The 25923-nt window shown below is 41.4% G+C and carries 19 protein-coding genes; 13 read left to right on the top strand and 6 right to left on the bottom strand.

Annotated elements, in window-relative coordinates:
- Positions 1 to 70 precede the first annotated feature (70 nt).
- The 10 genes from tatA (at position 71) to mdoH (ending at position 12452) form a co-directional block, all read left to right on the top strand.
- Positions 71 to 331 (top strand): Sec-independent protein translocase subunit TatA, encoded by a 261-nt coding sequence (gene tatA, locus PTET_RS15195; protein WP_013466200.1) that lies wholly within the window; start codon positions 71 to 73, stop codon positions 329 to 331.
- A gap of 5 nt (positions 332 to 336) precedes the next feature.
- Entirely contained in the window at positions 337 to 669 is a 333-nt protein-coding gene (gene tatB / locus PTET_RS15200) for a Sec-independent protein translocase protein TatB (protein WP_013466201.1), read from the top strand.
- Between the two features lie 49 nt (positions 670 to 718).
- Positions 719 to 1459 carry a twin-arginine translocase subunit TatC gene (tatC, locus tag PTET_RS15205; RefSeq protein WP_013466202.1) on the top strand — a complete coding sequence of 247 codons (741 nt, stop codon included), beginning with the start codon at positions 719 to 721 and terminating at the stop codon, positions 1457 to 1459.
- 1 nt (position 1460) lies between these two features.
- Positions 1461 to 1970, top strand: coding sequence for a hypothetical protein (locus tag PTET_RS15210; protein ID WP_096038844.1), 510 nt, complete (start codon positions 1461 to 1463; stop codon positions 1968 to 1970).
- Positions 1970 to 2755 carry a TatD family hydrolase gene (locus PTET_RS15215; protein WP_013466204.1) on the top strand — a complete coding sequence of 262 codons (786 nt, stop codon included), beginning with the start codon at positions 1970 to 1972 and terminating at the stop codon, positions 2753 to 2755. Before PTET_RS15210 ends, PTET_RS15215 begins: the two co-directional genes overlap by 1 nt.
- A complete protein-coding gene (locus PTET_RS15220) occupies positions 2755 to 4614 on the top strand; it encodes a sensor domain-containing diguanylate cyclase (RefSeq protein ID WP_096038845.1) in 1860 nt (619 codons plus the stop codon). Before PTET_RS15215 ends, PTET_RS15220 begins: the two co-directional genes overlap by 1 nt.
- A gap of 13 nt (positions 4615 to 4627) precedes the next feature.
- Positions 4628 to 5635, top strand: coding sequence for a porphobilinogen synthase (gene hemB / locus PTET_RS15225; protein WP_008108557.1), 1008 nt, complete (start codon positions 4628 to 4630; stop codon positions 5633 to 5635).
- A 274-nt stretch (positions 5636 to 5909) separates the two neighbouring features.
- Positions 5910 to 8573 (top strand): ExeM/NucH family extracellular endonuclease, encoded by a 2664-nt coding sequence (locus PTET_RS15230; RefSeq protein ID WP_096038846.1) that lies wholly within the window; start codon positions 5910 to 5912, stop codon positions 8571 to 8573.
- 323 nt (positions 8574 to 8896) lie between these two features.
- On the top strand, positions 8897 to 10516 hold the full coding sequence (locus PTET_RS15235; protein ID WP_096038847.1) for a glucan biosynthesis protein G: 1620 nt from the start codon (positions 8897 to 8899) through the stop codon (positions 10514 to 10516).
- Positions 10488 to 12452 carry a glucans biosynthesis glucosyltransferase MdoH gene (gene mdoH / locus PTET_RS15240; RefSeq protein WP_016899059.1) on the top strand — a complete coding sequence of 655 codons (1965 nt, stop codon included), beginning with the start codon at positions 10488 to 10490 and terminating at the stop codon, positions 12450 to 12452. Before PTET_RS15235 ends, mdoH begins: the two co-directional genes overlap by 29 nt.
- A gap of 183 nt (positions 12453 to 12635) precedes the next feature.
- Here mdoH and fusA read toward each other — a convergent pair whose 3' ends face one another.
- From fusA to PTET_RS15270, 6 genes are all read right to left on the bottom strand, one after another.
- On the bottom strand, positions 12636 to 14720 hold the full coding sequence (gene fusA, locus PTET_RS15245) for an elongation factor G (RefSeq protein WP_013466210.1): 2085 nt from the start codon (positions 14718 to 14720) through the stop codon (positions 12636 to 12638).
- 278 nt (positions 14721 to 14998) lie between these two features.
- Positions 14999 to 15658 carry a CoA transferase subunit B gene (locus tag PTET_RS15250; RefSeq protein ID WP_016899057.1) on the bottom strand — a complete coding sequence of 220 codons (660 nt, stop codon included), beginning with the start codon at positions 15656 to 15658 and terminating at the stop codon, positions 14999 to 15001.
- Positions 15659 to 15668: 10 nt separating this feature from the next.
- Positions 15669 to 16376, bottom strand: a complete 708-nt coding sequence (locus PTET_RS15255) for a CoA transferase subunit A (protein ID WP_016899056.1) — start codon at positions 16374 to 16376, stop codon at positions 15669 to 15671.
- A gap of 10 nt (positions 16377 to 16386) precedes the next feature.
- Complete coding sequence (locus PTET_RS15260) at positions 16387 to 17148, bottom strand: 3-hydroxybutyrate dehydrogenase (RefSeq protein ID WP_096038848.1); 762 nt, start codon at positions 17146 to 17148, stop codon at positions 16387 to 16389.
- Between the two features lie 4 nt (positions 17149 to 17152).
- Complete coding sequence (locus tag PTET_RS15265; RefSeq protein ID WP_016899054.1) at positions 17153 to 18334, bottom strand: E22 family MetX-like putative esterase; 1182 nt, start codon at positions 18332 to 18334, stop codon at positions 17153 to 17155.
- A 9-nt stretch (positions 18335 to 18343) separates the two neighbouring features.
- Positions 18344 to 19645, bottom strand: a complete 1302-nt coding sequence (locus tag PTET_RS15270) for a GntP family permease (RefSeq protein ID WP_013466216.1) — start codon at positions 19643 to 19645, stop codon at positions 18344 to 18346.
- Between the two features lie 257 nt (positions 19646 to 19902).
- Here PTET_RS15270 and PTET_RS15275 point away from each other — a divergent pair, with 257 nt between their 5' ends.
- From PTET_RS15275 to PTET_RS15290, 3 genes are all read left to right on the top strand, one after another.
- A complete protein-coding gene (locus PTET_RS15275) occupies positions 19903 to 22191 on the top strand; it encodes a TonB-dependent receptor (protein ID WP_096038849.1) in 2289 nt (762 codons plus the stop codon).
- A gap of 293 nt (positions 22192 to 22484) precedes the next feature.
- Positions 22485 to 23147, top strand: a complete 663-nt coding sequence (locus tag PTET_RS15285) for a response regulator transcription factor (RefSeq protein ID WP_010392247.1) — start codon at positions 22485 to 22487, stop codon at positions 23145 to 23147.
- Positions 23148 to 23517: 370 nt separating this feature from the next.
- Entirely contained in the window at positions 23518 to 25914 is a 2397-nt protein-coding gene (locus PTET_RS15290; RefSeq protein ID WP_096038851.1) for a TonB-dependent receptor, read from the top strand.
- Positions 25915 to 25923 lie beyond the last annotated feature (9 nt).

Here is a 25923-nt window from a genome sequence, read left to right on the forward strand (position 1 = left end):
TATTTACCGCTGTGGGCGTATAATCAGCATTTAATCTTAATATTAACGGCTTTAAAAGCAGGAGAAAACCATGGGGTTTGGTGGTATTAGTATTTGGCAGCTATTAATTGTACTTGCAATCATTGTACTTTTATTTGGTACCAAAAAGCTACGCGGTATCGGTGGTGATTTAGGCGGCGCAGTTAAAGGTTTTAAAAAAGCGATGTCGGATGAACAAAGCGCTGAAAAACAAGCCAGCGAAAATAAAACAGAACACATTGAAAAATCAGCAGAATCAACACCTATCGATTCAAGTACAACTAGCAAAACTAAAGACAACGACAAGGTTTAACCAGCATGGGAATGTGGGAGCTTGTTGTTGTATTTATTGTCGGTTTGGTGGTGCTTGGCCCTGAGCGTTTACCTGTCGCTATTAGAACTGTGAGCCGTTGGGTTAAAACAGCAAAAGCAATGGCCAATTCCGTAAAAGCGGAGGTGAGCGAGGAGCTTCGTGTGCATGAACTACACGAAAATCTAAAAAAAGCAGAGCAACAAGGTCTTAAAGATTTAAGTCCTGACCTACAAAACTCTGTTTCTGAGCTACAACAAGCGGCGCAATCAGTCACCCATAGTTATAAAAAAAGTCAAACGCCAGCATCAAATAGCCAACAAACAGATGACTCAAAGTGAACATAGCACTCTCTTTTTTTCATGCACTTAATACACGGTATAAAACACAATGACTGAGGAAGTAAAATCAGGGTTTGTCGCTCATTTAATTGAATTGCGCGACCGGCTAATTAAATCGTTATTAAGTATTTTAGTGATTTTTATTGGCTTAATTTACTTTGCAAACGATATTTATACCTTTGTAGCCGCTCCTTTAGTTGCTCATTTACCTAGTACAGCCACTATGATTGCAACGGATGTTACTGCACCGTTTTTTGCCCCTTTTAAGCTGACGTTGTTTGTTGCTTTATTTGCTGCCATTCCTTGGATTTTGCATCAAATTTGGGGGTTTATAGCCCCGGGTTTATATCAACATGAAAAGAAAATGCTGATGCCCATATTGGCTTCCAGTATTATCTTATTTTATAGTGGCATTGCTTTTTGTTACTTTGTGGTGCTACCTATAATTTTAGGGTTTTTCACCAGTGTAGGGCCGCAAATGATGACGCTTGCGCCCGATATAAGTAGTTATTTAGGCTTTGTGCTCAAGCTGTTTTTTGCTTTTGGGATCGCATTTGAAATCCCAGTTGCAATTATGTTGCTCTGCTGGAGCGGTGCAACAACCACACAAAGTCTAAAAGAAAAGCGTCCCTATATAGTGGTTGGCGTATTTGTAGTGGCAATGTTTTTAACGCCACCTGATGTGCTTTCACAAACCCTATTGGCACTACCTATGCTGCTTTTATTTGAGCTTGGTTTAATTTTAGCTAAATTTTATACCGCAAAACCACAACAAGAATCTAAGGAATAATATGAACAAGTATTTACTTTCTTTACTCGCTTTAGTCAGCGTACCGGTTGTAGCCGCTACTCCTATTAATGAGCAAGCTTTGCAAGCCTGTAGTTTTATTGAAAACGACTTTAATCGTTTACTCTGCTACGACAACACCATTGCCGGAAAGTCATTAACACAACCAGCACAAAGCCAGCTAAGCAAATCGGCACAAACAAATGTAAAAGCTGAAACTCCCGCTGCAACAGCGCCTGTGGCCATTAAAGCAAAAGAGTTTGGTTTAGAGCATAAAGAAATTGTGGAAAATGGTGAAGAGTCTATTACGTCAATGATTTCATCTGTTAAAAAAGCACCTTATGGTGAGCTAATCATTACCTTAGAAAATAACCAGCAATGGCGTCAAATTGGTTCAGATAGCTTAAGATTAGACGAAGGCGATACTGTTATTATTAGCCGTGGCGTATTCAACTCTTTTTTACTCAAAAAAGCAGATCAAAACCGTTCAATTCGTGTAAAACGTACTCAGTAATGCAATACACGTTAATTGATGCTGGCGTAAATTTAACTAATCATCAATTTGATGGTCAGCATCAAGAGGTGCTCGCCAGAGCAAAAGATGCGGGCGTAAACCAAATGCTGATTATTGGCTGTGATATCAGCTCCAGTGAAGAATCATTAGCACTTGCTGCGCACTATAATCAATATGCTACCGCTGGTATTCACCCTCATGACGCTAAAACAGCAACCCCTGAGCTTGAGCAACAACTTACTCAGCTCGCTCAAAATGAGCAGGTTATTGCCATAGGTGAATGCGGACTAGATTACAATCGCGACTTTTCCCCTAGAGATATACAACGTGCTGTTTTGCGTCGTCAGCTCGCATTAGCTGAAAAACTCAACTTGCCTGTTTATTTGCATGAACGTGATGCCAGTGAGGATATGCTCACTATTTTAAAAGAATTTACTGTTCGCGGTGTACTGCACTGCTTTACAGGTAATGCACAAGCACTCTCAGGTTACTTAAACTTAGGACTTTATATTGGTATTACCGGCTGGGTATGTGACGAAAGACGTGGCGAGGAGTTACAACAACTTATACCGAGTATTCCTATTGAACGTTTATTAATAGAAACCGATTCGCCTTTTTTAATTCCTCGTACAGTTAAACCAAAGCCAAAATCAAGACGAAACGAGCCAGCACTGCTGCATTATGTGTGTGACACGCTTGCTCAGCTTTATGGCATTCCGGCATCTGAAGTGGCAAAGCATACTCGTGAAAACTTTAATCGCTTATTTGGATTAGAGAAAAAATAATGCGCATCTTTAGCACCTTGCTGGCATTCATCATGGTGTTTTTTACATCCTGTTTCCCTGCAACTGCAATTGATATAAATAGTGAATTTAGCTCAAAAAAAATAGAGTCTATTCATTATTCATTTACCCCCAACTCATTAGAAGATGCGCAACAAAGCAACTTACAACAATGGCAGTCACTTAATAATAAACCGCTTAATTTAGGTCTTGAAACTCGCCCTGTGTGGATTAAATTTCAACTAAATAATTATCTTAATAAGCCAACAGAGCCAATTTTATCGTTAGATAACCCACTTCTAAACAATGTATACCTGTACCACTTTATGGGTGAGAAGCAACTAAAATCGGAACATCTTGGTGATGCTCTTCCTTTATCTAATAGAGCGATTAAAAGTGAGTCTTTGCTGGTTAAATTAACACTTCCCGCTAACAGCGAAACCACCGTTTATCTTAACGTTAATAATAATGCGGGAATCGGGCTTCGCGTCCCCCTCACCTTATGGCAACAAGATGCATTATTAGCCCATAAAAGTATGCTTAACTTGCACTATGGATTACTGATTGGATTTATTTTTTCTTTGGCTATCAGTAGCTTGGTTTTATTTGCTTTTTCACGTAAACATTATTTTGCCTATGCAGGTGTGATTACACTGATGCTTAGCCTATTTTTAGCATATTTAGGCGGATTTGGGTTTCGTTATGCCCCTCCAAGCATAACAGCCTTACAGCAATTAATGCTGCCTATTTTGCTAATGCTGATCACGGTATTGTTTCTTCCTTTACAGCGCCATGTTTGCATACCCATTAAATCCAACTTAGTTAAAGGGCAAACAATAATTACCACCTTATATGCATTGGTTATTGTACTTATAGGGTTGCTGCCTACTCCAAGCGTGGCTTTGTTTGCTATTTTAAGCATTCCTGTCATTTTAAGTTATCATGTTGTCACAACATTATTTTACCTACGAAAAAACCCCACGAGCCCCAATAAATCTCTATTTATGGCACTCGGGTTCTTTTTAATTGTAGTCATTCATTTTTCCGTTGCGTTAACAGGCCTGTATACCGTCACTAGATCCAGCTTAATACTCACCTTCGCGGCCTCTTTAAGCTGCTCATTTTGTTTAAGCTACACCGTCATAAAATTATTTATATTACAACGCGATGAGCAAGTCACAACACAACAGGCATTGATTGCAAAAAGTGCAGCGCAAGACGCGTTGTTAAATGAACGAATTGAATTACAAGAGCGCACTCGTCATGAACTTGAAAACCAAGTTGATGAGCGCACCTTTGAGTTACAAGTCACACTTAGGGAACTTGAAGATAAAAACCGCGAGCTTGAACAACTCAATATGGAAGATGCTCTAACAGGGGTAAAAAATAGACGCTTTTTTGATAAAAAAATAATCATGGAAATTCGCCGTTCACGCCGTGAGCAAACACCCTTGAGCATCATTATGCTTGATATAGATAAGTTTAAAGCAATCAACGATACGTATGGCCACTTAACCGGCGATCAGGTAATTCGAGCAGTCTGTGATGTTATTAAACAACAATTAAAACGTCCTCTTGATGAAGTGGCGCGTTATGGTGGTGAAGAATTTGTCGTCCTGCTACCCAATACTAATAATCAAGGTGCGTTAGCTATTGCCGAGCAAATACGGTGCGCAATAGAAAAAAACACTGTCAGTGTTGCAGGTACTACGATTAAATACACCATTAGTGCCGGTGTTTATACTCATATTGCCGATGATGTTCATAACCCTGAAACATTTACTGAGCGTGCCGATAAGGCACTCTATCTAGCAAAACAACATGGCCGCAATCAAGTGGTTAATTTTCCAATCTCACAGTAGGAGCGTATAACTTATGGCCCAATCTGGACTAGACCTTTTCCCATATACTCGCATGCGTAGAATGCGCCGTAATGATTTCTCTCGTCGCCTTATGGCTGAAAACCAGCTGAGTGTTAATGATCTTATTTATCCTGTTTTTGTGCTTGAAGGTAAAAACCGTCGTGAAAGCATTGAATCGATGCCCGGCATTGAACGTTTATCAATTGATTTACTGCTAGAAGAAGCTAAAGAATTAGTTGATTTAGGCGTCCCTGCGCTTGCTATTTTCCCTGTTACGCCTGCAGATAAAAAGTCTCTACTCGCTGAAGAAGCGTATAACGATGATGGCTTAGCACAAAGAACTGTACGCGCATTAAAAGAAACCTTTCCAGAGCTTGGCGTGATCACCGATGTTGCACTTGACCCATTTACTGTGCATGGTCAAGACGGCATTATTGATGATGCAGGTTATGTAATTAATGACGTCACTACCGAAATTTTAGTTAAGCAGGCGCTATCACACGCACATGCAGGTGCTGATGTTGTTGCTCCATCAGACATGATGGACGGGCGTATTGGTGCAATTCGTGAAGCCCTTGAAGCCGATGGCTTTATTCACACTCGCATTATGGCCTATTCAGCAAAGTATGCATCAAGCTACTATGGCCCATTTAGAGATGCTGTCGGTTCAGCAGGAAACTTAAAAGGCGCTGATAAAAAAACTTACCAAATGGATCCTGCCAACTCTGATGAAGCTATTCGCGAAGTGGCTCTTGATTTGCAAGAAGGCGCCGATATGGTAATGGTTAAGCCAGGTATGCCTTATTTAGACATTGTACGCCGCGTTAAAGATGAATTTGGTGTACCAACATTTGCTTATCAGGTAAGTGGTGAGTACGCGATGCATAAAGCCGCTATTGATAACGGCTGGCTGAGTGAGGAAGCCACTATTATGGAGTCTCTATTAGCATTTAAACGTGCAGGTGCTGATGGCATTCTGACTTACTTTGCAAAGCAGGCAGCCCGCTATTTAAATAAGTAATAAAAGCATATTGATATAAAAGGGCTTTATTGCCCTTTTTTTATGTTTAAGAACAACACATAGTTGGCATTTATGCAGCGTTACCCCCTATTTTTATAGATAGTAATCACACTACACAGGCTCTGTCTTACCTAAAACTAAACACACAACTGTACGTTCTACCTCAAAAAATAACAAAACTTAATATTGTTAACATTCTGTATTCTATTTGTAATCATTTTTCATTACACTAAGCGTCCCATTTGGGGAAACAAAAACACGGGAAAAAATAATAATGTTGAAAACAAAAATAACGCCATTGGCGCTTGTGTTAGCAAGCCTCAGTGCACCCGCTACCGCTAACCTCGTTATATCAGAATACGTAGAGGGCAGTAGCTATAATAAAGCAGTAGAACTATTTAATAATTCGACAACCCCACTGTCATTGGATGGCTACACCCTAAGTCTCTATTCAAATGGCAATACAGAGGCAAACAATACGCTCGATTTAACCGGTGAACTTGCTGCTAATAGCACTTATGTCATTGTTAATGGTAATGCTTCAGTTGAATTAAAAGAAAAAGCAGATCAACTCAGCGCCGTCACTAACTTTAATGGTGATGACGCACTGGTACTTACGCAAGGCTCAACCGTTATTGATAGCTTTGGTCAACGCGGCGTAGATCCAGGTTCATTTTGGTCTGAAGGTGGCGTACAAACACAAAATAAAACACTGCGCCGTAAAGAAACTCAATTAAACGGACGCACTGATGCCGATGGCGCTTTTAATCCAAGTGAGCTATGGCTGCAATTTGATCAAGATGATTTTAGTGATCTAGGTATCTTTGCAGGGAATTCTTCACCTAATCCAGATCCTGAGCCAGAACCTGAAGATCCTTTACTATGTGGCGCTGATAAAACATTAATTAGCAGTATTCAAGGTGAAGGCGCAAGCAGTCCACTGGTTAACACTGTGGTTGAATTTGAAGGCGTTGTGACAGCTGATTTCCAAGCAGATGATCAGCTCAAAGGCTTTTTTGTAAATTCACTTAATAGTGATGAAGATACAAATCCCCTTACTTCTGAAGGTGTATTTGTTTACTTTACCAATACTGATGTTAATGTTGGCGACCATGTTCGCGTACAAGGTACTGTTGAAGAGTACTTTGATGCCACCCAAATTGGTAATGTTAGCCAAGTTGCTATTTGTGATACCGGCCTTTCAGCTTATCCGACTAAAATCACTTTACCCGTTATCGATCAAAGTGAGTTAGAAGTATTTGAAGGTATGTTGGTGACCCTAGAGCAGCCATTAGTTGTCACGAATAACTATGGTTTAGGTCGTTACGGTGAATTAGAGCTTGCCACCGAACGTTTATATCAAGGGACACAAGTTGCACTTCCTGGTGCGGCAGCAAATGCGGTTGAAGCGCAAAATCTAACTAAAAAAATACTCGTAGATGATGGCTCAACTCGTCAAAATCGCGATCCTATTGCTTACCCTGTACCTGGATTATCAGCAGAGAATACGCTGCGTACTGGCGATACAGTAAATACCGTTACTGGCGCCCTAGCGTACAGCTTTAGCACTTACCGTATTCACCCAACGGTCACACCTCAGTTTATAGCTACGAATCCACGCACCGATGCGCCAGAGTTAAACCCTGACGCTGATTTACGTGTTGCCAGCTTTAACGTGCTTAACTACTTTAATGGCGATGGCCAAGGCGGCGGTTTCCCAACTAGCCGAGGCGCTGACTCAGAAGTAGAATTAATTCGTCAACAGGCCAAACTAGTTAGTGCTATCAGTGCTATGCAAGCTGATGTGATTGGCTTAATGGAAATTGAAAATGACGGCTTTGGCGAATTTAGTGCAGTTGCAAGCTTAGTAAATGCACTTAATGATGCCGACAGTCAAAATCAATATGCATTTGTGGACTTTGGTGTTGATAAAATCGGCACCGACGCTATTACTACCGCGCTTATTTATCGTGCTGATAAAGTACAGCAAGTAGGAACAGCAGCGATTACAACTGACGCGCCTTTTGACTACAGCAATCGCGCACCTATTGCGCAAAGCTTTAAGTCTTTAGAGACAGAAGAAGTCTTTACTGTTGCCGTTGCTCACTTAAAATCTAAAGGTGGTTGTGGAAGTGCAACTGGTGGAAACGCTGATCAAAATGACGGCCAAGCATGTTGGAACGAAATTCGAACTGCTGGCGCCAATGCATTTGCTGATTGGTTAAATAGCAAACCAACAGGGGTTGATGATGAAGATATCATTCTTGTTGGCGACATGAACGCCTATGCAATGGAAGATCCTATCCGTGCATTTGCTGATAAAGGCCTTAAAAATGTGGTTGCTGAGCTAGATGGCAACACTTTAGGTTACTCTTATAGCTTTTCTGGCCGAGCGGGTAGTTTAGATCACGCCCTAGTCAGTCCAAGCTTATTAAATAAAGTAGTCAGTGCAACCGATTGGCACATTAATGCCGATGAGCCTATCTCGCTTGATTATAATGTTGAATTTAAATCTGACGCACAACAATCAACCTTATATGCTCAAGGTCCTTACAGAGCGTCAGATCATGACCCTGTTATTGTCGATATTCGCTCGACCATTATCGCGCCACCTGAGCCAGAACCTGAAGTAATTATTGGCGAAATTAATAATATTGGCGGGTGGTTTTGGTGGAAAAGCTACAGCTTTGAAATCCCACAAGGTTATGACGAGCTAACGGTTAGCCTTGACGGTGGCTGGGGTGATGCAAACTTATTTGTACGCCATAAAAGAAACCCGACTCTTTTCAGAAAAGATTGCGCCTCAATAAGCTTCGGTAATAGTGAAAGCTGTTCATTTACCAACCCTAAAGAAGGTAAGTGGCGAGTGCGTGTAAACGGCGCCATTCCTTTTGGTAATGTTAAATTAACGTACAAAGCAACAAAGTATGCTGATTAAGCTTAATTAGTCGGTTAACAATTAGGTATTGTGACCTAAAATATCTATATAGTTACTCAAAAGCCGCTTTCGCGGCTTTTTTATTTTTTATACAAATGTAATTCAGACAAGCTTCAGCAAACATTGCTTACTATCTATGCAAACCTTGATATGGCCTTTATCAAATTTCACACCTTTCATTTATTGTTTAATAAATACAAAGTGTGAAGCTGCGTTACTACACCTGCGCTAAAACGATAATTGCCCAGTCCTGCTAACCCATATAAAAACCATTGAGATAGACGTTACTCTCGCTGTAAATATATTTTTATAAAGGATTCAAAATGAAAGAACGCATTCACCTTATATCAACTTGTCAAAGGGCTTTTAAACCTTTGGTAGGGATGTTGATAGTTTTTTCACTGTGGGGAACGAACAACGCCATTGCAGCAATCTCATTAGAAGCGGCAATACCACAAGGCAGCTTATTTGATGTGATAAGTGCGCGTGCTAAAAAGCTTGCTGAGCAAGATTACATTGCACCTAAAAACATACAAATAGAAGCGCTCAATAGTATTGATTATCAAGACTACCGCTCAATCCGCTTCAAACACGATCAATCGGTATGGAAAGATGAAGGGCTTTATGAGCTGCAACTGTTTCACCCAGGTTTTTTATATAAAACCCCAGTCAAAATCAATATCGTTGATCAAGATGCCAAACTTAGCCGCCTCCCATTTAGCACAGACTTTTATCAATATGATGGAACAGCAGCACACCTAAAAGATGAAATAGCAAAAAGTGTTGAAGGTACACAGTTAGGGCATGCTGGTTTTAGATTGCATTACCCACTAAATAACGATGACTATAAAGATGAAATTATGGTGTTTCAGGGCGCTTCTTATTTTCGCCTAGTTGGACCTAATCAAGTTTATGGCTTATCAGCACGCGGATTGGCAATTGATACCGCACAAACATCTGGTGAAGAGTTTCCTTCATTCAAAGAGTTTTGGTTAGTAAAACCAACACCAGAGCAAACTAATATTACTATTTTTGCTTTACTCGATAGCCCATCGGTAGCGGGAGCCTACAAGTTTGAAATAGACCCAAACACACAGACACGAGTTAACGTCGACATGCAAATTTTTGCGCGTAAAGATGTTAAAAAGCTAGGTATAGCGCCATTAACGAGCATGTTTTATCACGGTGAAAATAGCACTAAGTTTTTTGATGATTACCGCCCTGAAGTACATGATTCAGATGGTTTGCTCACGCAGTCACAAGAGAGCAATTGGGTATGGCGTCCGCTTAATAATCCATCCCAACTCAGTGTAACCTCTTTTTCTTATGAGAATCCAAAAGGCTTTGGCCTTGTGCAGCGTGACCGTGACTTTAATAACTACTTTGATATAGAAGCGCATTACCATGACCGCCCTAGCCTTTGGATAGAACCACAAGGTGAATGGGGCAATGGCCGTGTTGAGCTAGTAGAAATTCCAACAGATACTGAAACAAACGATAATATTGTAAGTTATTGGGTTCCTGAAAAGCCGTTCAAAGCAGGAGAGGCATTAAAGTTTAGCTATAAGATGACGACGTTTAATGATTATCTAAGCCAAAATAATTTGGCCAAAGTAGCTAGAACGCGTATTGGTAGTGCCGCATTACCTGGTGAAGATAATCCACCGCCAAAAAGCCATCGTCAATTTACTGTTGACTTTACCGGCCCTGATATCAATCAGTTATCAGCAAAATTAGCACTTAGCGCAGATCTTCAGCTTACTACCGGTGAAGCCCGCGATATTACAGTGCAAAAATTACCAAAATCATTAGGTTGGCGTGTTGCTTTTAAAGTCGCTCCCCAAGGTAGTGATCCTGTAGATATGCGTTTATCGCTAAAGCTACGTAATAAAGAAGTGAGCGAGGTATGGAGCTATGTTTGGTATCCAAATGACATCAAGTAAACAAAGCGCAGGCACGCCGATGCCTTTTAAAACACTTCGTGTGTGGTTATTTGCTATCGCTGCTATTGGTCTTTCAGGCTATGGCATTTCAATTATGTTTGAAATTTTAAACTCAAATGGCATGACCTTGCTTGAGTATGCACTTCTTGCTTTATTTTCTATTACTTTTGCGTGGATAGTCACCGCATTTTGTAGTGGTTGTATTGGTTTTATACTGCAGCTATTTCGGATAGATCCACTCACACTTAAAAAAATAAAGCCGGTCTCTATTAACAGTGAAGCACTATCACAGCAAAAAACAGCTGTGGTTATGCCTATATATAACGAAGATACGCACAGAGTGATTGCAGGCTTTGAAGTCAGCTTACAATCATTAAAAGCGACAGGGCAATTAAAACACTTTGATTTTTATTTACTAAGCGATACACAAGACGCAACTATTGCTAGTAATGAATTAAGTGCATGGCATGCGTTATGTGAGCGCTTAGGTGATACTGCAAAGCAGGTATTTTATCGTCGCCGTGAAGATAACAAACATCGTAAAGTGGGTAACTTAACCGACTTTTGTGAGCGCTGGGGTAGCCAATACGAGCATATGATTGTATTGGATGCCGATAGTGTAATGACTGGCCAATGCATGCTAGAGCTCACTACCAGTATGCTAAATAATCCACAAGCGGGATTGATTCAGACTATCCCTATTCCTGTGCGCCAAGATACCTTTTTTGGACGCTTTTTACAGTTCGCTTCAATTCTTTATAGTCCAATGTTAGCTACCGGCTCTGCTTTTTGGCAGACCGACAAAGCCAATTACTGGGGCCATAATGCCATTATTCGCGTCAAAGCATTTATTGATTGCTGTGGCTTGCCAACACTAAAAGGTAAAGCGCCTTTTGGTGGTGAAATTTTAAGTCATGATTTTGTGGAAGCCTCTTTATTACATAGCGCGAATTGGGACGTATTATTACTTGCCGATATTGAAGGCAGTTACGAGGAAGTTCCGAGCAACATATTAGATTATGCTGTACGCGATAGACGCTGGGTTCAAGGTAATATTCAACACCTTGGCTTATTATCATCAGCAAAATTAAAGCTAATGAGTAAGCTGCATTTTTTACTGGGTGCAACCGCGTATATATCATCACTCATTTGGTTATCTATGCTGGCGTTAAGTACCATAGATGCGGTAACACGCGCTTTAAATAGCGATGTCTATTTTAATCGCGCCTATCAACTATTTCCAACTTGGCAAATAGCCAAAACAGAACTCATTGACTCATTACTTTACCTAACTATCATTATTTTATTATTGCCTAAACTCATGGGCGTGATTGTTACCTTAGTACACCGTAAGCAGCGCTTTGGTGGTGCATTAAAACTTACTTTAGGGTCTATAATTGAAACCGTGTTTGCCATTATTGTGGCACCATTAATGATGGTTTTTCATGCATATTTTGTAGTCTGTGTATTTTTAGGTAAAAAAGTAAAATGGGACGCTCAACCGCGTGAAGGCAGAATGGTGCCATGGAAAGAAGCGTTTAGTTATACATTGCTTTCTTCGCTGATTGCCATTGTATGGGGTAGCGTTGCTTATTACTTTACGCCAGTCTTTTTTTGGTGGTTATCTCCTATTTTATTAGGGCTCATACTCGCTGCACCTATTGTGCGCTATTCAAGTAGTATCAAGCTAGGCGTTAAGCTCAGAAAATGGGGGATTTTTCTCTGCCCGAGTGAAGTCGATAATGATGCAACATTAGCGGCACTTAAAGTACACCTCAAAGAGATAACCGTTCCACCTGCAGGGCGTTATTCAACAGCAATACCGCTGTTACCACAAGAACATAAAGTAACCATGCCTATTCAGAGCTTTAGTAGTGAATCACATCGTAAGAAGTTTAAAGCACTCATCACAAAAACAGCTAATAAGCTAAATTAATACCAATTCGCTTAATTAAGTCAGCTATTTTGAAGATTGGTATAGTCATAATAAATAAAAAAGGAGCAACTAACTGTTGTTCCTTTTTTATGACCGCACGTTTTAATTTTCGAGCTTAATAACCTTCAGACAATAAAAAACCCGCAACAAGTGCGGGTTTTTTTTAAAGAGTTAAAGTGCTAATTACTTAGCTGCTTTTTTCTCTTTTTCTGCAGCGATTACTGTGTCAGCTACGTTTTGTGGACATGGTGCGTAGTGTGAGAACTCCATAGAGAACTGACCACGACCTGATGTCATTGTACGTAGTGAACCGATGTAACCGAACATTTCTGATAACGGTACGTCTGCTTTAATGCGAACGCCAGTTAAACCAGCTTCTTGGTCGCTTAACATACCACGACGACGGTTAAGGTCACCGATTACGTCACCTACGTGATCTTCTGGCGTGAACACGTCAACTTTCATGATTGGCTCAAGAAGTTGTGCACCCGCTTTAGGGATAGACTGACGGAAAGCGCCTTTAGCTGCGATTTCGAATGCGATTGCTGATGAATCCACGGCGTGGAAGCCACCGTCGAAAAGTTCAACTTCAACGTCAAGTACTGGGAAGCCAGCTAGAACACCTTCGTTCATCATTGACTTAAAGCCTTTCTCAACTGCAGGCCAGAATTCTTTAGGTACGTTACCACCAACAACTGAAGATGTGAACGTGAAACCAGAACCCACTTCGCCAGGCTTGATACGGTAATCGATTTTACCGAATTGACCAGAACCACCAGATTGTTTCTTATGCGTGTAGCTATCTTCGATTTCACGAGTGATAGTTTCACGGTAAGCAACCTGTGGTTGACCAACGATAAGGTCTACACCGTAAGTACGCTTAAGGATATCTACTTTGATATCTAAGTGAAGCTCACCCATACCTTTAAGGATAGTTTCACCTGAATCTTCATCAGTTTCAACTTGGAAAGATGGATCTTCTGCAACCATTTTACCGATAGCAACACCCATTTTCTCATTACCGCCTTTATCTTTAGGCTGTACAGCAATCGAGATTACTGGAGTTGGGAATACCATTGGCTCAAGTGTTACTGGGTGCTTAGGATCACAAAGAGTGTGACCAGTTTGCACGTTCTTCATACCAACGATAGCGATGATATCGCCCGCTTGCGCTGAAGTAAGCTCTTTACGCTCATCTGCTTGCATCTCAACCATACGGCCAACACGCTCAGTTTTACCAGTAAATGCATTAAGGATAGTGTCACCCTTGTTAAGCACACCAGAGTAGATACGTACGAATGTTAATGCACCGAAACGGTCATCCATGATCTTAAATGCTAACGCTTTGAAAGGTTCGTCAGCAGATACGATTGCATGCTCGCCGTTTTCGTTACCTTCTTCATCCATAAGAGGTTGAGGATCAACTTCTGTAGGAGCAGGTAGGTAATCTACTACTGCGTCAAGTACAAGTTGCATACCTTTGTTTTTGAATGCAGAACCACAGAATGTAGGGAAGAACGCAAGGTCACGAGTACCTTTACGGATACAACGCTTGATGTCTTCGATTGAAGGGATTTCACCTTCCATGTACGCTTCCATTAGGTCATCGTCTTGCTCTACAGCAGTTTCGATAAGCATTTCATGGTATTCATCAGTTTTCTCTACCATGTCTGCAGGAACGTCTTCAATAGTGTAGTTTTCTGGAAGACCTGTCTCATCCCAGATGTATGCTTTTTTGTTTAAAACATCAACAACACCACAGAACTCATCTTCGATACCGATTGGTAAAGTCATGATAAGTGGAGTAGCACCAAGTACTTTTTGTACTTGCGCTGTTACACGGAAAAAATCAGCACCCATACGGTCTAATTTGTTTACGAAGATGATACGTGCAACACCTGACTCATTCGCGTAGCGCCAGTTAGTTTCTGATTGTGGCTCAACACCACCAGAACCACAGAATACACCCACACCGCCATCTAATACTTTAAGTGAACGGTAAACTTCAACGGTGAAGTCAACGTGTCCAGGAGTATCGATAACGTTAAAACGGTGATCTTTCCAGAAACAGCTTACTGCCGCAGACTGGATAGTAATACCGCGCTCAGCTTCTTGATCCATGAAATCGGTAGTCGATTCACCATCATGAACCTCACCTGTTTTGTGGATAGTACCTGTAAGCTTTAGGATACGCTCAGTAGTTGTGGTTTTACCCGCATCAACGTGCGCGAAAATACCAATGTTTCTGTACTTCGATAAATCTGCCATTAATTTTACTCTTAATAAAGTCGATAAATTATTCGGCGGGAGTATAGCATTACTTAAAGCGAACATCACCATAGAAGTCGCTTAAAATGCAATCAATTTATAAAAAACTTGCTTTAAAGATATTTTGAGGTATGAGATGGGCTTAAAAGAGGCATATTATAAACTGTATTTAAACGACTTAAGTCTTTATCAGCGTCATTGTTGAACGTCAAAAGCGCAATCGGATGATGACATGAAGCAAACACAATTATTTTGCTCCATGTAAATCGTTAGTAAAATCACTCAAAACTCATAGTTTTGACTTTGTCGCTAATAACTAAATTACCCGCAGTTTTGGCTTTGATTTCATCAATAGTCACACCGGGTGCGCATTCTAATAAATGAAAAGCGCCATCTTTTATTTCTAATAGAGCCAAATCAGTAATTACTTTATTGATACAACCAACGCCGGTTAACGGTAGGTTGCATTTATTCAGTAGCTTTGATTCACCGTGTTTATTAGCATGGGTCATAGTGCAAATAATGTTTTTTGCCCCAGCCACTAAATCCATCGCCCCGCCCATACCTTTGACCAATTTATTAGGGATCATCCAACTGGCAATGTTACCGTTTTGGTCCACTTCAAACGCACCCAGCACGGTTAAATCAACATGCCCACCGCGGATCATGGCAAAGCTCTCAGCAGAGCTAAAAATAGCGGCACCCGTAGCTGCGGTTACTGTTTCTTTTCCTGCGTTGATCATATCGGCATCTACATTTTCAGCGGTAGGATAGGGCCCCATGCCCAGTAACCCATTTTCTGATTGCAGCATTACCTCAATGCCCTTAGGCACATAATTGGCCACCAATGTAGGTATCCCTATTCCTAAGTTAACGTAGTAGCCATCTTGTAATTCCATTGCCACGCGTTTTGCTATTTGCTCTCGTGTTAATGCCATTATGTGCTCCTTAGGACTTTGCCGCTCGAGTGGTGGTTTTTTCAATACGCTTTTCAAACTCACCTTTAATAACGCGATCGATATAAATACCTGGCGTATGAATTTGGCCTGGCTCAAGCTCTCCGGGCTCGACAATTTCTTCAACCTCTAATACGGTTATTTTACCTGCGGTTGCGGCCATTGGATTAAAGTTCATCGCTGTATGACGATAAATACAATTACCATAGCGATCTGCCTTCCACGCTTTAACAATGGCAAAGTCACCGATTATACTGGGCTCTAATAAATATTCGCGCCCCTTGATTGAACGGGTTTCTTTACCTTCAGCCACAGGCGTACCGACACCCGTTGCGGTATAAAATGCTGGAATTCCGGCGCCGCCTGCGCGCATTTTTTCGGCTAGCGTCCCTTGTGGCGTTAGTTCAACATCTAACTCGCCACTCAGTAACTGCTGCTCAAATAACGCATTTTCGCCCACATACGAGGCAATCATTTTGCTAATTTGCTTGTCTTCAAGTAACAATCCTAATCCAAAGCCGTCAACACCACAGTTATTCGATACTAAGGTTAAGTCTCGGGTGCCTTGGCGCTTAATCTGTGCAATTAATCCCTCAGGAATACCACATAAACCAAAACCACCAGCAATCACGGTCATGCCATCTTCAAGCCCAGTCATAGCGTCACTGTAGCTTGTTACTACTTTATCAAAACCTGCCATTAGCTCCCCCTTATTGTGCAGTCCAACCGCCATCAATGGCGATTGCTTGAGCGGTAATGTTGCGTGCAGCATCTGCCATTAAAAAACTCACGGTATGCAAGATTTCGTCTAAGCCGATAAATGCCTTTTTCGGCATGGGTGCCAGCATAATGGTGTCAATTACTTGCTGCTCAGAAATACCATGCTCTTTGGCTTGTGCGGCAATTTGCTGCTCCACTAATGGCGTTTTTACATACGCTGGGCACACTGTATTAATAGTAATATTGGCATCACCTGTTTCTAATGCTATGGTTTTAGCAAAGCCAATTAAGCCATGCTTCGCGGCGATATAAGCAGATTTATACTTAGAGGCCACCATGGCGTGAATAGAACCTATATTAATGATGCGGCCAAAATCTTGCTCACGCATGCGTGGCAGTACCGCTTTAGTCATCATTGCGGGACCTACCAACATCACTTGCTGTAAAAGCAGCCACTTATCTGCAGGAAAGTCTTCTAATTTAGCTACATGCTGTATTCCTGCATTATTAATTAATACATCCACAGGTTGCGTAAGAGTGCTAAAAAAATCTTCAATCGCTTGGCTATCTGCCACATTCAATGCATAGCCCTGAGCGTTACCGCCCTGATTAACTATTTTTTGCGCGGCTTGTTGAGCTACCTGTTCATTAAGGTCGGTTACAATAATGCTATGCCCAGCTAGGGCTAGCTGCTCAGCAATGTGTAGCCCTATACCACTAGCCGCGCCGGTGATTAATACGTTTTTACTCATACTGCTACTCCTCTAAAAATTCACTGATCAGCTGCGCTTTAGGCGAGATTGAAAAAATTCCATCGAGATGCCCCCAGCCGCCTTCAATTTCAGAAAGCTGAACCTCTTTCCCAAGCGACTTCATTGACTCATATACAGTGCGCATATTTTCAGGGCGTAGCAGTAAATCATTGGTTGCAGGCAATAACAGTGTTTTAGCGCTAATTTTTTTAAGTGCTGCGCTTAAGTTGCCTTCCATACCGGCAGTAAACAGTTGTGATGCCCGTACCAAATACAATACATGATTTGCATCTTGGGTTTGTGCACGCGCCATTGCACGCTGTGCTAGTACTTGGTTTAACTTAGGCAAGGTACGAATGTCTTTTAACGCGCCTTCATCAAGTACGTTAAAGTCAGGGAAGCTAGCGTTATAAATAATTGGATGCATCGCATCTTGGGTAATATTTAGCATGGTTGCGGCAAGTCCATCTAATGGGCGCTCCTTGTCGTAGTAATTACCTTGCTGCCAGTTTTTATCTAAACGAATGGGGAGTGCCCATTTTTCAAGCGCAGCGACAGTCCATGCATCCATGGTTGCTGCACCAATAACATGGATTAGGCGTTCAACCTGATCTGGATAACGCGTTGCCCACTCTAGCGCCTGAAAAGAGCCCATAGATGCGCCCATCACGGCATGTAATTTAGTAATACCCAAACTCTCTAATAAGCGTTTTTGTACGTTAACAAAATCAGTAATAGTAACCACTGGAAAATCCAAGCCATAAGGTTTACCTGTCGCAGGGTTAATTGATGCAGGCCCCGTAGTGATTACGTGTGGGTCATGCCAATTAGCATTGACTAAGGTGTCAGAGCTGATCACAAAATACTTGTTAGTATCTATGGCTTTTCCTGGGCCAATTAACGCATCCCAGTATCCTGCTACGGCTTCGTCGGCTGAATATTTACCTGCTGCATGAGAGGTTCCTGAAAAATAATGAGTGATCAAGATTACATTATCTTTGGCTTTGTTAAGCTCACCATAACTTTCCCAACCAATATCAACCTGTGGCAACGTTGTGCCAGAAACCGTTGTGAAGTTTTCTGTGCTGAAATGTTGCTTTTCTACTAGTAACGGCTCGGCTTTATCAGCGCCAGACACCGTACTACTAAATAAAAACAGCAACCCTATTATTAATATTGTTTTCATTGCAATTCCTTAAAAAGTGATGAATAAGCTCAGCGCAAGAGCCACCCCAACCAATGGGATAACCACCGTCAATGCGGCTAATGGCCAATAAGCGCGTTGATGTGTTTCTTTACAAATGGCACGTATAGTTGTGACCACGTAACCATTATGTGGCAGGCTGTCTAATGCACCAGAACTAATAGCAACCACTCTGTGTAATTGCTCTGGATTAACCCCCATATCCAAATATCCAGGAGCCACAAGCGGTAGTGCAATCGCTTGCCCGCCTGATGCTGAACCCGTTAATCCGGCTATTACGCTCACGGCAACAGCAGCCCCCACTAACTCATTACCTGGCATATGAGTCATAGCATCAACAGCAGCAATAAACGCCGGTGATACTTTAGCCACTGCGCCAAACCCTACTACAGCAGCAGTGTTACCTATAGCAACTAAGGCGCCAGTGGTACCCATATTGATGGCATTTGCCATGTTATGAAAATACTTGTAATTGATGACCACAATACTTAAAACACCACCAAGCAACGCCACAATTAGTGCGGTTTGTTGTAAAACATCATGCAACATAAATGATAAGAGTAGCACCACCAGCAAAGGAATTACGCCGGTGATTGGATGAGGGCGTTCACGCTCTAAAATAATTGGGTCGTCTTCTCTAGCAGCAAAACGCTCACCTTTGGCAACCGCCTTTTTAATCATTTTATTTAGCCAAAAGTAACCGACTGTTGCCATAAAAATGGCCACTACTAAGCTTACTTCCCATGCCGCATAGGGTGAGGTACCTAAATGCTTTACGGGTATCCAATTTTGAATTTCAGGCGAGCCCGCAGAGGTCATAGTGAATGTCACTGAGCCAAACGCTAATGTTGCGGGTATAAAGCGCCGCGGCAAATCGGCATCTTTAAATAAACTGAGCGCCATTGGGTAAACCGAAAACGCCACAATAAATACACTGACTCCGCCATAAGTCAGCACGGCACAAGCAATCACCACCGCCAGCACCGCATGCTTCATACCTAACTTGCCAACAATGTAACTGGCTACACTATCTGCTGCACCAGTATCTTCCATAAACTTACCGAACAACGAGCCCAGTAAAAACATAAAAAACCATGCACTTAAAAATCCAGCAAAGCCATCCATGTACGCGTTAATAAAATTACTGTCGGCAGTCACCGGGAATATAGCCATCCCGCTTGTTAGTGCCACCAACAATGCACATATTGGCGCGGCAATAAATAAATTGACCCCGCGCAACGTTAAAATTATCAGCAGTATTAAACCGCCTAACAGCCCTATCATGCTCAGCATAGACATTCCTATAATTATTGTTATTACCCAGATGAGGTGACATCGCAGTAACTGTTGTTAGTTTTATCGCTCAGCGCAAATAAAGACATAGCACTAAGGTACTATACGTTATAAAACTTACACAAAAATCATATAAGTCAAGGTGTTAAGCTTTTATAGCACTATGGTACTAATTCATTTTTTAACACTATCTTCTACATTAAGTGCAGGTGACATGAGCAAACAAATAATCAACTAATAACAACAGGAACACACCAATGATAAAGCTCAAACAAAATATCACACCCGTTACACTCGCTGTTTCACTCGCCTTATTAAGTGCAACAAGTGTGGCAGCTGAACAAGCGCCTAAAGTAAAAAAAGCAGAGTTAGAGCGAATAGAAGTAACCGCTCGCAAAACCGTTGAAAACTTACAAGAAGTTCCGGTTGCCGTAACCTCAATTGGCGCACAAGAATTAGCAGAAAACGGCATCAGCGTAATGACTGAAGTACAGCAGTTTTCACCCAACACTACGCTACAATCAAGCCGAGGCACTAACTCTACCATCACTGCGTTTATTCGCGGTGTAGGTCAGCAAGACCCGCTTTGGGGCTATGAACCTGGCGTAGGTATTTACATTGATGATGTATACATCGCCCGCCCGCAAGGTGCCGTGCTCGACTTACTTGATGTACAACAAATTGAGGTGTTACGTGGCCCACAAGGTACGCTATATGGCAAAAACACTATTGGTGGTGCAGTTAAGTATGTCACCAAAGAAATGAGCGGAGATGCAACGCTAAATATTCAAGGCACCGTAGGCAGCTACAGCCAAAAAGATTTAAAAGTCACTGGGCAGCTCCCGCTTATTGACGAAAAACTCTATGTTGGTTTTGGTTTTGCCACATTGAACCGTGATGGCTATGGTGAATTTTTAACGTCAGCGCTTGATAATCAAGACCGCGAAAACTATAACAAAGATGTTACCGCAGCACGGGTGACGTTAGAGTACACCCCTACAGATGACTTATTCTTTCGTTTAGCGTGGGATAAAACCGATGATGACTCTAACGCGAAAGGCGGGTATCGCTTACTTCCAAGCATATTAACTAATGCACCTGTGCCAGATAGCGTGTATGACTCTTATACTAGTTTACCAACATGGAACAAAGTAGAACTTGAAGGTATGAGCTTAACTGCTCGCTGGGATATGAGTGCAAACACGAGTATTAAATACGTTGCAGCAACAAGAGAAAGCTATTCACCAACCAATATCGACTTTGATAATACCTCTTTACCTATTTTTGATGTTCCAGCCATTTATGACGATGAACAAACCACGCATGAGTTGCAGCTAAATCACAGTGGCGATAACTATAAAATGGTCTCAGGGCTTTATTATTATGATGGTGAATCGTGTGGCCAGTTTGAAGCAATATTAGGTGTGCTTGGTCAAAGTTTAGGTTCCCCTGGGCTTACGCGTGAAGTAAGCGGTTGCAGCAATTCCACCAGCAAAGCGGCTTATATACAAGGAAGCTACGACTTTGATGAAAAATGGTCAATGACACTTGGCGCTCGCTATACCAAAGACAGCAAAGAAGCGATTGTAAATAATGGTCTTATTTTTGACATTGTTTACCCTGAATCAGGTTGGATCCCGGGTTATGTTCGCCCAGAAGGACAACTCGTGCCTACGGTACTAGATGACAGCGAAGATTGGTCACGCTTTACGCCTCGTGCGGGTGTTGAATATCAATATAATAACGACATCATGTTTTTTGCTAGTTACTCGCAAGGGTTTAAGTCAGGGACATTTAATCCACGAGCTACAACAGCAGAACCTGCAGCAAGGCCCGAAGTGGTTGACTCTATTGAGTTAGGCATGAAAAGCGAATGGAATGATAATTTACGCGCAAATTTAACTGTATTCACACTTGATCATAAAGACCGTCAGTACATATCGGTATTACCCGGTGACAGCGCCGCCGATTTAAACCAGCGCTTAGGTAATATTGGCGAGTCTAAGTCTGATGGCGTTGAATTAGAACTTAGCTATGTTGCAAACGATGCACTAACTTTCGACGCGTCAATAGGTTACATCGACAGTAGTTTTGAAAATGTAATTGATACCAATCCTGATACCGGTGAAACATTTGATAAATCAGACCGTTTTAGTGTTTCAAACACCCCAGATCTAACTTTCAACTTAGGTGCTACCTATCGTTTATACACAGAAATGGGCGACTTTGTTATGAATGGAAATTATTACCATCGCGGTGATTACGCACTGTTCGAAGAAGATAGCCTCTTAACACAAGACGCCTACGGATTATTAAATATTGGTGTTACTTGGTATAGCGCAGATGGCCATTGGACTGCGGGTATTTATGGTAAAAACCTAACCGATGAAGAATACATGATTGGTGGTTACCAGTTTGTAGCACCTGACCCGTCAGATCCAACTGATACCAGCAAATACACACCGGGTCTTGGTGGCGATAATACCTTAATTGGTTATTACGGTGACCCCCGCACAATATCACTCACTGTGGGCTATCGTTTTTAAAATTTAATATCACTAGGGCCTGTTGACCTTTGCGGATTGAAATTTGTTCAAACTAGGGGCTATTTTAATCGCGGCGCGAGGTTTGTAACCTAGTGGGCTAAGTAAAAACCGAGCAACAAAGAGTAAATCGCCCCTCGGAAGAACCCGAAGGGCAGCGCCTGTTTGGCATTGATGCTGCAAATTCAATCTTGAAAGGTGAACAGACCCTAGGGTTTGTCTGTATATCCCCACAGACAAACCTTGTTTCACATCGCAAAATCACATATAACTTATTGCATTGGAGACTATTTGAAATGGCTTGTGCTGTGAATACCATAATTGCTGATGATCACCCTTTATTCAGAAGTGCGCTACGTCAAGCAGCAGCGACTTCTGTACCAGAACAATATATAAAAGAAACCAGCGATATCGATGGGTTATTTAGCTTATTAAAATCACACCCCGAGATAGAGCTGATATTTTTAGATTTAACAATTCCTGGCGCCAATGGTTTACAAGCGCTCTCGCAACTAAGAAATCAATACCCTGATATATTAATTATTATGGTATCGGCTAACGAAACCCCCACTATCATAAAACAAGCCATGAGCTTAGGTGCTGCAGGCTATATTCCAAAGTCATCATCCCTTGATGTGATCAGTGAAGCCATTGAACATGTACTCAATGGAGACTCCTGGTTGCCAACAGATATTGACTTAACTGATGTGGTTGTTAATGACGAACAGAGCAATTTTGCCCGCAACCTAGAAAAACTCACTCCACAGCAATACCGTGTACTCGCGATGATAGCCGACGGGCTTTTGAACAAACAAATTGCCTTTGAAATGTCGATTCAAGAAACCACCATAAAACAACATGTATCGGCCATTTTGCGAAAGCTGAATGTGTATAACCGTACCCAAGCAGGCATTTTGTTTAACCAGCTATCTCAAGTTGGTAAGTTAGAGGCGAGCTAATATGAATTAATACACTTTAAGTATTTCTTTATAATCTTTTTTAAGGCTGTCTAGCTGAAATTGTTAATACATACATTAGCACCTGCAACTAGCTGGCTCATACGCGGACTGTACTACCCACCAAACGCGCCAACCAAAAAGTTAACAAATGATGTAAAATTGCAAAAAACAAACCAAATTTAAAAAATTTCATGTTGATATTTTTATGCAATAAAAAACTAAAAAACACCGAAAAAAACCTTTTTAATGAATAACCTCCCTAGATTAATGAATATTGATTTTAAAGCCACACCCACCGCACCTGATTACATCTCATTAACATGCTTTCTTGATATAAAACAATAATCAAACAAACATTCACAGGGTCAAAATGAAAAAGTTTAAAAGAAAAATTCTTGCTTGCGCAATTACAACTCAATTAATCACCTCTTATCATGCCTCAGCAGAAGAAAAGCCTAAAGTTGATAAAGAAATTGAACAGATTGAGGTTACTGCTACACGTCGCTCAGGTTCAATTCAAGAGGCTCCTTTAAATATTACAGCGCTTAATAGTGATGTCATAAAGGATCAAAACATTGGTGATTTAGAAGATGTAGCTCGTTGGGTCCCAGGCCTAACAGTTTCAGATCAAGGTGGTCGTGAAGGTTCTCCAATTATTGTTCGAGGTTTAAATACTAACTCGTCAGATCGTGGCTCTGATGGGGGCACTGTAGCTACTTATGTTGGTGAAATACCGCTTAATATTAATCTTCGCTTGACTGATATTGATCGAGTCGAAGTATTAATTGGCCCGCAAGGTACCTTATATGGTGCTGGTACTTTAGGTGGTGCTATACGCTATTTATTAAAGCAACCACAATTAGACATTACTGAAGGTAGCGTGAGTGGCGATTTATTCGCAATTAATGAAAGCGATGATACTGGGGGTGAGTTTGGCCTGGTATTTAATACCCCGCTTATCGATGACGTATTAGCCGTTCGTGCCAGCGTTAATCATTATGACAGACCTGGTTATATTGATTATAAATACGTAGTACGAAACCCAGGGGTCTCAAACCCTAATCCAGATTTTACAAACCAAGATGATATTGATGAAAACTTACAACGCGTTAATGACGTTAACGATGAGCAAATCACTACGGGACGCTTTTCTGTTCGTTGGCAGCCAAACTCATCAATTGATGCAACACTCAATTACTTTTATCAAAAACAAGAAAATGGCGGCAACTCAACGTCACAATATGGCGCATTAGCAAATAGCAGCGCACTTCAAGGTACTGTAGGTAAATATGAAAACGCAGCTCGCGTGCTTGAACCGGGCGAGCAAGAAAACGATTTACTTAGCTTAGAAATCAAAGCTGATTTAGGCTTTGCTGAACTTGTATCAGCCTCTGGTTGGTCAAGCTATGAGCAGTCTGGGCAGCGAGATCAAACCGACTTACTTTATGATATTTGGACTGGTTACGCTGATTTTCCTGCATTTGTTGGTCAAACTTTAGATACTTCAGATCAAGATAACTTCACTCAAGAATTGCGTTTAGTATCGGCTTCAGAGGGCCCATTAAGTTGGATTGTAGGCGGCTACTATAATAAGCAAGAAAACTTATCAGATGACCGCGAATATACCCCAGGCTTAACTGACTTTTGGGGCGGTGGTATTGCGAACGTACAAAAAGATCTAGAATATATCGCCCTTAGTAATTCAGAAATAACAGAAAAAGCATTATTTGGTGAGGCTGGCTATAGCTTTACTGATCAGTTTGATATCACTTTGGGCGCGCGTTTATATGAATATGATATCTCCACCAATGCAGGGTCAGCTACACCACTTTATTCTGGCAATTTCTCGTCTCTTGACCAAATTGAGATGAAAAATGTTAGCGCCAATGATAACGGTAATCTATTTAAATTTAATGCAAACTATACGTTTGATTCTGGTGTACTCGCTTACTTTACTGTCAGTGAAGGGTTTCGAATTGGTGGCGGTAATGGTATTGCGCCGTGTCCAGATGTGTTACCAGAACAGCAAATTGTTTGTGCTCTTCCAAGTGAAGAAGACTATAAGGCTGATACTACGGTAAACTATGAACTTGGCTTTAAATCAACCTGGCTCAGAAATCGATTGCACTTTAATGCTGCACTCTTTAATGTTGACTGGAATGACGCCCAAGTGGGTAGCTCTACTGTTAATGGCCAAGAGCTTATTACATCAAATGCAGGCTCAGCAAACTCAAAAGGCGTAGAAATTTCATCTCGTGCAATCATTGGCGATCACTGGACAGCTTACGCGACTTACGCTTATGCAAAAGCAGAACTAACTGAAGATGCACCAGATTTATTTGGTATTGGCATTGGCGCTATGAATGGGGATCGATTACCCGGCGCCCCTGAGCATCAGTTTTCATTCGGCCTTCGTTATGAGCAAGATGTGCTCGACGATAAACTACTGAGCGTTAACTACGGTATGACTGCACAAAGCGATATGATTACCAAAGTGGGCTTAAGAGACGATGGTGAGACATTAGCTGGCTATTCATTAAGCAACTTATCAGCTAAGTTAACAGGTGATATGTGGTCAGCTACATTATATATCGACAACCTGTTCGATAAGTATGCTTTTACTTCGGTACGCCGTGATAAGTCATGGGCTGGTATGTCGACCTCTGGCGCTAATAAAGCGTTACCTGAATTACAACGCGTATACGCTCACTATACAACAACGCCTCGCACTATTGGTATGAAGTTTACTTATAACTTTGAACTATAAAACTGAGCG

The organism is Pseudoalteromonas tetraodonis (assembly GCF_002310835.1).
GTDB classification, from domain to species: Bacteria; Pseudomonadota; Gammaproteobacteria; order Enterobacterales; family Alteromonadaceae; genus Pseudoalteromonas; species Pseudoalteromonas tetraodonis.